The 13,270-nt window shown below is 45.1% G+C and carries 13 protein-coding genes and 1 other annotated feature; of the genes, 4 read left to right on the plus strand and 9 right to left on the minus strand.

Translation table 11 applies throughout. The features are described from left to right. Positions 1-54: 54 nt before the first annotated feature. From BLHYD_RS08750 to BLHYD_RS08785, 8 genes are all read right to left on the minus strand, one after another. Positions 55-879, minus strand: a complete 825-nt coding sequence (locus BLHYD_RS08750) for a metallophosphoesterase (RefSeq protein WP_005945861.1) — start codon at positions 877-879, stop codon at positions 55-57. A gap of 39 nt (positions 880-918) precedes the next feature. Beyond that, the gene (locus BLHYD_RS08755) at positions 919-2,163 is read right to left on the minus strand and encodes a D-alanyl-D-alanine carboxypeptidase family protein (RefSeq protein ID WP_005945863.1); all 1,245 of its coding nucleotides are present in this window, start codon (positions 2,161-2,163) and stop codon (positions 919-921) included. Between the two features lie 103 nt (positions 2,164-2,266). Further along, positions 2,267-3,823: a cardiolipin synthase gene (gene cls / locus BLHYD_RS08760; protein WP_055163448.1), complete on the minus strand. Its 1,557-nt coding sequence runs from the start codon at positions 3,821-3,823 to the stop codon at positions 2,267-2,269. A 118-nt stretch (positions 3,824-3,941) separates the two neighbouring features. Continuing rightward, positions 3,942-4,118 carry a 30S ribosomal protein S21 gene (rpsU, locus tag BLHYD_RS08765; RefSeq protein ID WP_004222305.1) on the minus strand — a complete coding sequence of 59 codons (177 nt, stop codon included), beginning with the start codon at positions 4,116-4,118 and terminating at the stop codon, positions 3,942-3,944. Positions 4,119-4,271: 153 nt separating this feature from the next. Continuing rightward, on the minus strand, positions 4,272-6,911 hold the full coding sequence (gene alaS, locus BLHYD_RS08770; protein ID WP_040350283.1) for an alanine--tRNA ligase: 2,640 nt from the start codon (positions 6,909-6,911) through the stop codon (positions 4,272-4,274). Positions 6,912-7,050: 139 nt separating this feature from the next. Then, positions 7,051-8,280 (minus strand): tyrosine--tRNA ligase, encoded by a 1,230-nt coding sequence (gene tyrS / locus BLHYD_RS08775; protein ID WP_040350284.1) that lies wholly within the window; start codon positions 8,278-8,280, stop codon positions 7,051-7,053. Between the two features lie 235 nt (positions 8,281-8,515). Further along, positions 8,516-8,761 (minus strand) — a binding site (T-box leader). Positions 8,762-8,810: 49 nt separating this feature from the next. Continuing rightward, a complete protein-coding gene (gene rnhA, locus BLHYD_RS08780) occupies positions 8,811-9,296 on the minus strand; it encodes a ribonuclease HI (RefSeq protein ID WP_005945879.1) in 486 nt (161 codons plus the stop codon). Between the two features lie 3 nt (positions 9,297-9,299). Continuing rightward, positions 9,300-10,997 carry a MutS-related protein gene (locus BLHYD_RS08785; protein WP_040350285.1) on the minus strand — a complete coding sequence of 566 codons (1,698 nt, stop codon included), beginning with the start codon at positions 10,995-10,997 and terminating at the stop codon, positions 9,300-9,302. 161 nt (positions 10,998-11,158) lie between these two features. Between BLHYD_RS08785 and BLHYD_RS08790 the strand changes: the two genes are divergently transcribed. Then, positions 11,159-11,398: a hypothetical protein gene (locus BLHYD_RS08790; protein ID WP_005945884.1), complete on the plus strand. Its 240-nt coding sequence runs from the start codon at positions 11,159-11,161 to the stop codon at positions 11,396-11,398. Positions 11,399-11,484: 86 nt separating this feature from the next. On the opposite strand, the gene BLHYD_RS08795 is transcribed toward BLHYD_RS08790, so the two are convergent. Beyond that, positions 11,485-11,655: a hypothetical protein gene (locus tag BLHYD_RS08795; protein WP_005945886.1), complete on the minus strand. Its 171-nt coding sequence runs from the start codon at positions 11,653-11,655 to the stop codon at positions 11,485-11,487. Between the two features lie 160 nt (positions 11,656-11,815). On the opposite strand from BLHYD_RS08795, the gene BLHYD_RS08800 reads away from it, so the two are divergent. The 3 genes from BLHYD_RS08800 (at position 11,816) to BLHYD_RS08810 (ending at position 13,242) form a co-directional block, all read left to right on the plus strand. Further along, positions 11,816-12,166: a hypothetical protein gene (locus BLHYD_RS08800; RefSeq protein WP_005945890.1), complete on the plus strand. Its 351-nt coding sequence runs from the start codon at positions 11,816-11,818 to the stop codon at positions 12,164-12,166. A gap of 14 nt (positions 12,167-12,180) precedes the next feature. Further along, positions 12,181-12,453, plus strand: coding sequence for a hypothetical protein (locus BLHYD_RS08805; protein ID WP_021844919.1), 273 nt, complete (start codon positions 12,181-12,183; stop codon positions 12,451-12,453). Between the two features lie 66 nt (positions 12,454-12,519). Then, on the plus strand, positions 12,520-13,242 hold the full coding sequence (locus BLHYD_RS08810; protein ID WP_005945894.1) for a TraX family protein: 723 nt from the start codon (positions 12,520-12,522) through the stop codon (positions 13,240-13,242). Positions 13,243-13,270: the final 28 nt, after the last annotated feature.

Below are 13,270 nucleotides of genomic sequence, written 5' to 3' on the forward strand. Positions count from 1 at the left end.
AAAATTCACAACCTACATTGTACTGAAAATCTTCGTATTTGTAAAGCGCCAACGTCAATCCGCCGCGCACAGCGTAACCTCCAGCAAAACTCTGGGATTGTGAATTCGAAACGGCAGCGTGTGCTCGCCCAGACCGGCACTGACCAGCATTCTTTGGTCTCCTCGAATAAAATCCCCGCAGCAGTATCGAGGAAACGGCCAAAACTGCGGAGAGATCAAACCGTGCCGACGCGAAAAGCGCATCAGTCCCCCGTGGTAATGGCCGGACAGAATCAAATCTGCTCCCCAATCAAAATAAGCCTGCCCATATTTAGGATTATGTGCCAGGAGAATCTCAAACTCTCTTTTTGTGTCCCCTCTCTCACCTTGTAAAAGCTCAGTGATATGCTCAGCGGTGAGCCGAGGGGACAAAGGCTTCTTGTAAAAGCTCTGCTCTAGTTCCAATCCATAGATTCGAAAAGAAGTTCCTTCCACATCAAAAGTCTCGCTCTCGTTGTGCAGCATACGCACGCCGCAGGATACCAGCTCTCTCTCATAGTCCATATACCTGCTGCCGTAGAACTCAGTATTTGTCATCATCCGGTGCTCATGGTTTCCCAGTGCATACCATACTGGATAATTCTCAGCTAATCTTTGGAGCAGTTCCAGAGAAACTCGCATTCCCTGCCCGAAATGCAGCTTTCCCACAATCATATCTCCGCCCACCAAAATCCCGTCCGGCTTAAAAGAAGCAATCGCCCTTAGCAAGCTTCGGTTTTCTCCTGCGAATTCTGTTCCATGCAGATCACTGAGGAAGCAAAATCGCACCGGTCTGCTTCCCGGAATCATTTTCTTAGACTGAAATGTATAAGTTTCCAGACAAAATTTCGGCGTTTTCATTGGTAATCCTCCCTAGAATTTTAATCCGTACACCAAAGATCACTCTCTGGCAGCTTCCCTCCGGTACCACCACTGGGATACTTCCTTTAGACAGTCCTGGTATTCCGCCTTTTCCACCGTCTTGGCAGCCAGAATCGAGGCCTCTCCTATTTTTTCTCCCTCCAGATAGTAGACAGTCTTTCCCACTGTATCACCTTTTTTCACAGGCGCCGTCAATTCTTTCAGCTTTGTCTTCTGCGTGATCTTATCCAAACTTCTGCCGGAAGTGTCCAGATAAGAGAATGCTTTGCCATACTCTCCTCTCACCTGACTCTCCTTCCCCCTGAGGACCTTAAGCTGAAACGTCCTGTCTGGATTCGGCTCTTGATATAGGCTACACTTGGCAAAACCATAGTTAAACATCGCCGCCGCGTCAGAAAAACGCACCTTGTAATCTGGCGCCGCCATCACCACAGAGATCAAAGACATCCCATTTTTCTGGGCTACCGCAGATACACAGTATTTTGCCAAACTCGTGCTGCCAGTCTTAAGACCCACACAGCCCTCATAGCTACGGATTAACTTGTTGGTATTGGTCAATCCGAATTCACTGGTACCCTGACGGGTCTTATGAGTAATGGTATCCATCCAGATAGAAGAGTACTCCAATATTTTCGGATAGTGTGTGATTAATTCCCTGGACATCAGCGCCACATCATAAGCCGTTGTATAATGATTTTCAGAATCTGTCAGCCCGCAGCAATCCTCAAAGTGTGTATTTTTCATTCCCAGAGACTGCGCTCGGTCATTCATCTTTTTTACGAACTCTTCCTCACTCCCGGCTATGTGTTCAGCCATCGCCACGCTGGCATCATTTCCGGAGGCAATCACGATGCACTTAATCATGGTCTCCACATCCTGGGTCTCTCCTTCCTCTAGATATACCTGAGAACCTCCCATGGATTTTGCATAGGCACTAGTGGTAACCATATCGTCCATATTCAGACTGCCGTTCTCTATGGCATCAAAGATCAAAATCAAGGTCATGATTTTTGTGATGCTGGCTGGACTGCGCTTAGTATCCTTCTCTTTCTCATAGAGGATTTCACCGGTAGAAGCTTCCATAAGTACTCCATAAGGCGACTGAATCAGTCCCTTCTCCTCCTGCTCATCTTCACTCTCCTCTTCCCGGGAATCTACAGTCTCCCCGGTAAATAACACCCGGGCCTGCACGTTATGTATCGGAATGCTGACTGGCAGGAACAATGCCGTGAACAGAAGCCATGCAGTTATTCTCTTCCCCATAGTTCACTCCCATAAAAAACTTCTCTTTCTATTTTAGACTTTTGTCTTTGGAAATATGCAAAAAACAGGATACCATCCTCTATCTGCAATGGTATCCTGTCCCCTAAAGCATCGGTGCACACAGACGTAGAACGCTCTGCATCATACGCTCTGGTAACTTTCTGCCTGAACAGAAGGTGATCGTAATTTTCTTGCAGTAGTCCAATGTGTCTATATAATCCTGCTTCACATCCATAACCGCCTGGTTTCCATACATCCAGACCCCATTTTCAAAATGTAGATAAAGGCTTCGATAATCCATGTTAATCGTCCCGACAACTGCAATCTTGTCATCACACACGAAAGATTTCGCATGAAGAAATCCTGGCTGATATTCATAGATCTTCACTCCTGCCTCTAAAAGTTGTTCGTAGTAAGACCGGGTGAGCAAAAAGACAATTTTTTTGTCCGGAATTCCGGGAGTCATAATCCGCACATCCACACCGCTTTTCGATGCGAGGCACAATGCCGTCATCATCTCATTATCAATAATCAGATATGGCGTACAAATATAGACGTAATATTTTGCTCGATTGATAATGTTCAGGTAGACATTCTCCCCCACCGTCTCATCATCCAAAGGCGTATCACAATAAGGCTGAACATACCCTTCTCCCTGAAACGGTGACGGGTGGTAACGATGTGGAAGATAGCTCTTAAAATTCGACACCTCGTCCGTCTTCGTTACCACATTCCACATATGCAGAAACATCGCCGTCAAATTCCAGACACCTTCCCCTTTAAGCATCACAGCCGTATCTTTCCAGTGGCCAAAACGTTCCTTTTGATTGATGTACTCATCAGCCAGGTTAATACCTCCTGTAAAACCAGTATGTCCATCGATCACACAAATTTTTCGGTGATCCCTGTTGTTCATAATCACATTCAGAAGCGGACGGAAGGGATTAAAAACTTCACACTTGATTCCTTTTGATCTGAGAAACTCGTAGTATTTGTGAGGCAACGTAGTTAGACAGCCGAAATCATCGTAAATCAGACGGACATCCACCCCTTGAAAAGCTTTCTTTTCCAGAATGTCCAGAATAGACCTCCACATCACTCCGTCATTGATAATAAAGTATTCCATGAAAATATAGTGCTGAGCATTCTCCAACTCTTTGATTAGTATCGGAAAAATGTCGTCTCCCACTTGAAAATATTCCACAGACGTGTTTTTATGGAGCGGATAACCAGAAAACCGCTGGATATACTGAGATTGAATCGCCACTTCCGGGTCTTTTTCCCAGAGCCCTTTCATAGCCATAGGGTCTCCCCTCAGATACGGCCAGCTCTCATGGAGAATACTGTCAAATTTCTCCTGCATAGCCGTAGCAACCCTTGATTTTCCGAATAAAAGATACAATACCATTCCGAAGACTGGAATCGCTAAAATCAAAGTAATCCAAGCCAGTTTATAAGACGGATTGATTTTTTTATTTGCGATCCACAGCACACAAAGAACGCTGATGATACTCAGCACGGCAGATGCATACTTAGAATAATTGTTCAAACGCCAAAATAGCAACAAAATCCACCCTAACTGTACCAGCAGGGCGACAGCCACATAAAAAATCCGGTTAAAAATTAATTGCAGTAACTTTTTCAAGACTTTTATCAGCATAATTTCTCACTCCCTGAGACAATTTAAAACATAACTCCCGTAAATAAGATTTATCGCAGCATCGCGAGAGTTTGATTTAAAAAATCCCTGTCGCACAGACAGGGATTTTTTGCGCACATTAATTATATTTACGTTTTCTTGCAGCTTCAGATTTTTTCTTACGACGAACGCTTGGCTTCTCGTAATGCTCTCTCTTACGGATCTCCTGCTGAATGCCTGCTTTTGCACAGCTACGTTTGAATCTGCGAAGAGCGCTATCTAAAGTCTCGTTCTCTTTTACGATTACATTTGACATAGACTCACACCTAACCTCCCTCCAGTTGTAGATTGTGCTTAAATACAACTGTATGGGTATTTTTATTGCACATCTGATATTATATCAGATTCTAAAATTTCGTCAACTATTTTTCACGATTTTTGCAAAAAATTTAATAAAAAGCCTACAAATCTATCTCAATTGACTTTCAAGAATCTCCGGTATTTTCTGGAGCGCTTCCTCTACCTTTTCTGGACTCTTTCCTCCAGCTTGAGCCATATTCGGACGTCCACCTCCGCCTCCGCCTACAATTGCAGCGGCAGCCTTGATTAGATTACCTGCATGAGCCCCCTGCTTCATAGCTCCGTCTGTAGCCATAGCCAGAAGATTTACTTTTCCACTATTCACAGTAATCAGTACAACGACACCCTCTTCCAACTTTTCTTTCAGTTGGTCTCCGAGATCACGTAGCCCGCTGACATCCACATTTTCCAGCTTTACTGCTAACAGCTTTACACCTTTTACCTCTGTCACCTGATTCATCACATCTCCAAGAGAATCCTGAGCCATCTTGCTTTTCAGGGATTCGTTCTCACTGTGGAGAGCTTTGATCTCATTTTGCATGTGGAAAATCTTATCACTAAGTTCTCCCGTGGAAGTCTTTGCAGCCTTGGCTGCCTGATTCAAAAGAGATTCCAGGTTTTTGTAGTATTCCATAACGCCATTTCCGGTCAGAGCTTCAATACGGCGTACACCAGCAGCGATGCCTGACTCTGACACCAATTTAAACAGGAGAATTTGGCTAGTATTGGATACATGAGTTCCGCCGCACAATTCCTTAGAGAACTCTCCCATGGAAACCACCCGGACTTCCTCGTCATATTTCTCACCGAACAGAGCCATTGCACCGGTCTTTTTGGCCTCTTCAATGTCCATAATGTCTGTGCGTACTGGAAGAGCTTCCTGGATTTCCTGGTTCACCAGCTTCTCTACTTTCTCCATTTCCTCCGGAGTCATCGCCTGAAAATGTGCAAAATCAAAGCGAAGCCTGTCTGGCGTCACCAATGAGCCTTTTTGCTCCACATGCGCACCCAAAACGACTTTTAAAGCCTTCTGAAGCAGGTGCGTGGCACTGTGATTTTTCTCTGTATCCCTGCGCCCCTGCACGTTCACTTCCAACCTGACCACATCCTGAACACTGAGCATTCCAGAAACCATATGTCCCACATGGCCATACTTGCCGCCTCTGAGCTTGATGGTCTCCTCTACCTGGAATACGCCGTTGGCAGTGGAAATCAGGCCGGTGTCTCCTTCCTGGCCACCCATAGTGGCATAAAAAGGTGTCTTTTTCACAAAGACAGTTCCTCTTTGTCCTTCCATTAAAGAAGAAACGATTTCCTTCTCGGTAGTCAATACCGTAATCTCAGACTCAAAAGCCAAATGCTCATAACCCACAAACTCCGTCGTGACAGACGGATCGATCTCATCATAAACTGTCGCATCCGCTCCCATATAGTTGGAAACTTCTCTGGCTTCTCTGGCCTGTTTTCTCTGAATCTCCATGGCTTTTTGGAAGCCTTCTTCGTCCACCTGACGCCCTTTTTCTTCCAAAATTTCTTTTGTCAAGTCCAGTGGGAAACCATAAGTATCATACAGCTTAAATGCCTCCTCACCAGTCAACACTTTAGTACCAGCCTTTTCCATCTTCTCTTCTAAATCTGCTAGGATACGCAAGCCCTGGTCGATCGTCTTATTAAATTGATTTTCCTCATTGTTCAACACATTGAAAATAAAATCTTTTTTCTCCTCCAGCTCAGGATAGCCGTCTTTGGAACCTTCGATTACAGTGGCACTTAGCTTAGCCATAAATTTTCCATCGATGCCCAACAGACGTCCATGACGGGCAGCACGCCGAATCAGACGACGCAACACATAACCGCGCCCTTCATTCGTGGGCATAATGCCATCAGAAATCATGAACGTGGAACTTTTTACATGATCTGTGATCAGACGAATGGAGACATCCGTCTTCTCATCTTTTAAATATTCCACACCGGCCAACTCACAGACTCTGTTGCGCAGGGCACAGTTCGTATCCACATCAAAAATAGAATCCACTTCCTGAACCACTGTGGCCAGACGTTCCAATCCCATACCGGTATCAATGTTCTTTTGTTCCAGCTCTGTGTAATGCCCTTCTCCGTCATTTTCAAACTGAGTAAACACATTGTTCCAGATCTCTATATAACGGTCACAGTCACAGCCCACCGTACATCCTGGCTTTTTGCAGCCGTACTTCTCTCCCCGGTCATAGTAGATCTCAGAACAAGGACCGCACGGGCCAGCACCGTGTTCCCAGAAATTGTCCTCCTTTCCAAAACGGAAAATCCGTTCTGGGGCGATTCCAATCTCTTTGTTCCAGATTTCAAATGCCTCCTCGTCATCCAGGTAGATGGACGGGTAAAGGCGATCGGGGTCCAGTCCTACTACCTCGGTGAGAAACTCCCAGGACCAGCGGATCGCTTCTTTTTTAAAATAGTCTCCAAAAGAAAAATTTCCCAGCATCTCAAAGAATGTGCCGTGACGGGCAGTCTTTCCTACGTTCTCAATATCGCCGGTACGGATACATTTCTGACAGGTAGTCACTCTTTTTCTGGGCGGGATTTCTGCTCCAGTAAAGTACGGCTTCATTGGCGCCATACCTGAATTGATCAGCAGCAGACTCTTATCGTTTTGCGGTATGAGCGAAAAGCTTTTTAATGCTAAATGTCCCTTGCTCTCAAAAAATTCCAGGAACATTTTGCGAAGCTCATTGACTCCATATTTTTTCAATATTTTCTCCTCCTAGCTATCTGATTTATGGTGCAGAATGTATATGAACTGCGCACCTTTCTACGTCAAAGTTGAGCAGGCCATCGCTCACAATATGGGCGTGGCCTGTTCAGACTAACTTTTATGATAGCATATTTGTCTATTTGACGCAAACTTTTTTGAAGGACTTTTTACCTTTTCCAACAAGAATTCCATCCCCTTCTAGGGCCTCTTTCTTAACCTGATATTTAATGTCGGCAATCTTCTCACCATCTATCGTGACACAGGTATTCGGTGTGATTGCTCTTCTTCCCTCATTTCTGGTTCCCACCAGCTCTGCCTTAATCAACAAAGAAATGATGTCAATCTCACCATCTGTCAGATCTTCCTCGCTTAGTTCCACAGTAGGAATATGTTCAGAATCTCCGCTACCAGTGAAAAGTGCTTTCGCTCCTGCCTCAGCCTTTTGCGCCTCGTCCTCTCCGTGAACTAGCGCTGTCAGCTCGTGAGCCAGAATCTCTTTTGCCTGATTTAACTGGCTACCTTCCCATTTGTCCATCTCGTCAATCTGTTCCAGCGGCAGGAAGGTAAGTAGACGTAGACAATGCAATACATCTGCGTCATCCACATTTCTCCAGTACTGATAAAATTCGAAAGGTGTCGTTTTATCTGGATCCAGCCAGACAGCTCCTGACTGTGTCTTACCCATCTTCTTTCCTTCAGAATTCAAAAGCAGTGTTTGAGTCATGGCATAGGCATTTTCTCCCAGTTTACGGCGAATCAACTCTGTTCCTGCCAACATATTGCTCCACTGATCATCTCCGCCGAACTGCATCTGACAGCCATGGTCCAAAAACAGACGGTAGAAATCGTAGCTTTGCATAATCATATAATTGAATTCAAAGAAACTTAAACCTTCTTTCATGCGCTGTTTGTAGCATTCAGCCGCCAACATACGATTCACAGAGAAATGAGCGCCGACTTCCCTCAATAATTCCACGTAATTTAAATCCAACAACCAGTCCGCATTGTTTACCATGATGGCTTTTCCTTCACCAAACTCGATGAAACGGCTCATCTGCTTCTTAAAGCACTCAATGTTGTGATTGATCGTGTCCACCGTCATCATAGGGCGCATATCGGTTCTACCAGATGGGTCTCCCACCATTCCAGTTCCCCCACCTAACAAAGCAATCGGACGGTTTCCCGCCATTTGCAGACGTTTCATTAGACAAAGTGCCATAAAATGTCCCACATGGAGGCTGTCTGCTGTCGGGTCAAAACCGATATAAAACGTGGCCTTGCCAGCGTTTACCAGCTCACGAATTTCTTTCTCATCTGTCACCTGGGCAATCAACCCTCTGGCCTGCAACTCTTCATAAATCTTCATAATATATTCCTCCTTTACTTTCAAAAACAAAGTGGGCATGCCCACTTCAGCTCCCCATCCCCTCAATCTTTGAGGGGCGCAGTCCCACTTTGCGCGCCGCCGCAACACCGCCTTGCGGTGTACGACCTTATTGCGGCGTGCGCATCCCTAGCGGAGCGTTTATGTTCTAGGAAAGAGTTTTCACGCATTAGCGTGATAAGGTCTTTCCTGGAACATAAAAAAACTCCCGTCCTTCAAAAAGGACGAGAGCAATTCCCGTGTTACCACCTTCATTCACAGACAGCTCACACTGCCCGCCTCCATAGGTACTGACATACCCGAACCATTATAACGTCGGTCAACACGTCGCAGCCTACTACCTAAACTGGATTCAGTGCGAAGCTCAAAGATGTATTCATTTCAGTTCCACGCGTGCCTCTCACCCTCCGGCAACTCTCTGTCCGCTTACCCTGAAATTACTTCTTCTTATCTACGCTGATACAGATAAAATTGTCTGATTAGTTGTAGTATAACGGCCGTTTTTTTATTTGTCAAGCCTGTTTCTCGCAAAAATTGTCTTCTATGAGCTCTCGCCCATCCGCTGCTGCCGTAGCTAGCTGATCGCACCGCTCATTTTCAGGATGTCCGTCATGTCCTTTTACCCAGTGAAAGGATACTTGATGCGGTTCTTTCGCTCTCAAAAGGCGCTGCCACAGATCTTTGTTTTTCACTGGTTCGTTTTTTCCTCTCTTCCAGCCTTTTTTCAACCAGCTATCAATCCAGTGTTGATTAAAAGCATCCACCAGATACTTAGAGTCTGAGTAAAGTTCTACCTGACAAGGACGAGTCAATGCTTCTAATCCTACAATCGCTGCCATCAGCTCCATGCGGTTGTTTGTCGTCTTTTTATATCCCTGGCTGAATTCCCGCACGTGTAACTGTCCCTTAGCATCTGTAAAATGAAGTAAAGTTCCGTAGCCGCCAGGCCCGTCCGGATTTCCTCGTGCTGCCCCGTCTGTGTATATTTTCACCAACATAGATTAAACTCCTTTCATTTTTTTCCATATTCCTGTGTTCTGAAACTCTTTCGCAGCCTCCTTTGCCGACCGTACGGTATTCTCGTCATAGCCGGTCAACTCCAACAAAGTCAACGCGTTTCTCGTGGAACATGGTCCTTGTTTCAACTGATAATGAAAGTGGACGTCACTGTCTTCCACCGTCTCCTCAAAGTGATAATTCTCATAGATATCTCCTAAAATCACTGTCAATTCTAGGTCGTGGGTTGCCGCAAAGCAGTGATTTCCCACTTTTGCCAACACCCCTAAAATCCGCGAAGAAGCAGCGATTCTCTCCACGGTATTGGTCCCTCTTAACACTTCATCAATCACACAGAGCACCGGCACTGGTCCCTGGCATGCATCTAAAATCCTCTTCAGGGAGCGAATCTCCGCCATAAAATAACTCTCCCCATCCCGGATGCTGTCGCGAAGAGCTATGGAAGTCAGTATTCGGCAGCAAGCAGCGTGATAGCTTCTCGCTGTACAAGTAAAAATTGTCTGCGCCAAAACTGCGTTCACTGCCACCGCTTTTAAAAATGTGGACTTTCCCGAAGCATTAGAACCAGTCAGAAGCACAGCCTTTCCGGCTGTGATGGTGTTGGCCACCGGCTGCATAACCAACGGATGGTAAAGGTCTGTCACCTTTAGAACCTGGGAATCTGCGGAAAACTCCGGCTCCCCATACCAGGGCAGCCCTTTCCTGAAAGAGGCGATAGAAATTGCCGCGTCCAGCTCTCCGATCTGATCTAACAACTCCTGGAATTCCGCCTGGCAGCGCAGACTTTCACGGCGCAAAGAAGGATAGACCAGCAAATCTATATGAAACAGCATCTTTAAATAATCCATTATCAAATCCAAAAAGCCTCCGCCCTCTGCCTGCCGCCCGATGAACCAGAATGCTTTTTTCTCAAATCCTGTCAGCCTTTTTCGTATCTCCACAATACGCCGGCAATTTTCCAGAGAGGACCAATCTAATCTTTCCAGCTCTCTGCCCATGTCCAAAATCCTGCGCAGACTGGCGAAAAGGCTCCGATACGGTTCCGTTTGTTTCCGGTCAGAGCCTGTCTGATACAAAAAAGCATTCAAACCCACCAGCGCAAACACAAAAAATACCGCCGCAACGGGAAACACCGGCAGCAACAGCAGCGCAGCCAACAGCGCACCTGCCAAAAGTCCGTGAGAAATCCATCCGATCACAGGGGCATTTTCAAGGGAAGACACCGCATCTCCCAGCGAACAGCGGTTGTCCTTTCCCACTAAGACCAAAGCCAGCTGCATTTTTTCACGTTCTTTTTTATGGCTTTGAAAAAAATTCGTCAGTTCTCCTAGATGCTCCAACTCTTTGGATGACATCTTCGGCAAACGCAAAAGCCGATATAGATACTCCTCCCCCGCAGTCGTCAAAGTCTGATTAATTCTTCCAAAAATCACATCCATCTCCAGATCATTCCAGGTAATATCGTCTAGATATCCCTCTTTCTTTCCGTCCATTTTCCTGGATGAAGCTGAAATTCTCTGGAGTTCCTCATGAGAATACATATGGTCAAAGATCCTGCCATATTGCTCACCGAATTCTCTTAAATGTCGCTCTTTCTGTCTGCGGTTTTCTCTGACAATTACCCAGACAACACCCAAAAGAAAGATAACAGCCGCAAAAGTCACGATAAAATAAGGATGCATAAACGTTCTCCTTTCATTGTTTCTAATCATAGCAGAATCCCAAAGACAAGTCCAGCCCAAAGACAGCGGCTTAAAATTCTCGCGTTGGCATAAGAAAATTTGTCACCATTTCTCTGCTTCCACATAAAATGGAGTGTAATCAATTTTTGGAGGACTTTAACATGAGTGATTTAGCAGCAACGAACTGTGGATGCGGATGTGACAATGGGTGTGATAATGGATGTGGTAACGGATTATTCGGAGGCGGAAATAGCTGCAACTGCATTCTGTGGATCATCGTATTAATGTATTTCTGCGGCGGCAACTCTTACAACAACGGAGGCTGTGGATGCGGAGATAACAGCTGCCTCCTTCTCATTCTGCTCCTGCTGTGCTGCGGCGGCAACGGTTGCGGATGCTAAAGTATACCTGATTTCTACGCATGATACGGTATGTCAAAAAGGCGGGGACTTCTCACGTCCCCCGCCTTTTTTAGTATACCATCCCCTCAAGATTGAGGGGGAGAGGAATTACGACGAGCTTTCCCATTTTGCTTTTTCGGAGTCTGCGACTGACGAGTTTTCCTACCTGCTCTGTCTTGTTTGCTCTTGACACAGTCCATATCTATCTCATAGATTTCATTTCCATTAATAATCAATTTTTCTTTTTTCTCTCTCATCTGTTCTAACCCAGCCTTTCTATTATTTTAAAATTCCCGCTTCGCGGTTCTGTTTCGTATTTATAAAACTCACATTATACAGTATGTCAGGACACCTCTGTCTGTCATAATGTAAATAAGAAGAACATAGACTGTGAAAAAGGGAATTTAAGGAAATCTTATGAGTCAAGAATATCATACTCCCATGACCGCGTTGGATGAAATGGTCAGTGACGGAAATCTCCAAATGTTGAAGGCATCCATGCCCTATCTTCCAGGAAGCGGTCAGAGATTCCTATCCTTTTACACAAAGCTGTTGGAGTTAAAACATACCATGGAGTTGTTCTCTCGGCCGCAAGATCTGACAGCCTGTGAACTCTCCTCGGCATCTACCGTCGACCCGGCGAGTATGCTCAATGATATCCGCCGCTTCTGTGACCCCAATATGCAGAAAAATATTGATCAAGTTTTAAATATGCTCGTCATGGTAGAGCTGATAGAAACTTTTAAAGATGAGCCAGGCAGCCAATAAGGAGGATGACAAAAATGCCACAGGATTGGATGAACGATCCCAAACTCAACGGACTCGATAAAAGCAAACTCGCGCTTCTTCAAAACCTTGCTGATCAAGGAGGACAAAAAAGTCCCACAGAACTGCTTCCATTTTTGATGGCCGCAGCAAACCAGGGAAAAAATCAGGGAGTGAAATTCAATACCAATGAAATGGAGATGATTATAGAAGTACTCAAACAAGGACAGTCTCCTCAGGAGGCAGCCAAAATGGACAAAATCATCAATCTGATGAAAATGATACGATGACCGTACTCTTTTCTTTTCACAGTGATTATGATAAGATAAATATAAAAGAACATCAGGAGACGGATTATGAACACACTCTCACAAAATTCTTACGAATGTCTAAGCGGCAGTGTCTTAAAAGTCATTGCCGCTGTCAGTATGTTGATCGACCATTTTGCTGTTACAATTTTGGCAAATGATCCTGAGGCATTTATCCCTTATTTTTATTTTTTAGATACCCCCATCGGACTTTACCGATTATTCAGAGACTTCGGCCGTCTCGCTTTTCCAATTTTCTGTTTTCTCATGACAGAAGGCTTTGTACATACCAAAAGCAGAATACGGTACGCCCGCAACCTGCTGTTCTTTGCTCTTCTCTCCGAGATCCCCTTCAGTATTATGATGAACGACCTGGGAAATTTTCAAAAGCAAAATACCCTGTTCACACTTTTGCTGGGTTTTTTGGCTCTGTGGGCCCTAGAACGGTTTGCCGCCAATGTATGGCTTCAGATTCTGTACGTGGTCAGCTCCATGTGGGCTGCTTATTTCTTTCACACGGACTATGACTGGCGGGGTGTCCTTTTAATTTTGATCTTTTATCTGTTTCGCTATTACCGAAACAGTCAGGTGATTCTGGCAGGACTCTCCTTATATTGGGAATGGAAAGCATGCTTCGCGATGATCCCCATCCGCATGTACAACGGACAGAGGGGCTTTTTGAAGGGAAAAGCAGGAAAATATTTTTTCTATTTCTTCTATCCGCTCCATCTGATATTCCTAATAATTCTCAGATATCTGCTCTATTCCTGAGCTCTGCTATGTCCACCTACAGCAGAAC

This window comes from Blautia hydrogenotrophica DSM 10507 (assembly GCF_034356035.1).
Lineage (GTDB): Bacteria > Bacillota > Clostridia > Lachnospirales > Lachnospiraceae > Blautia_A > Blautia_A hydrogenotrophica.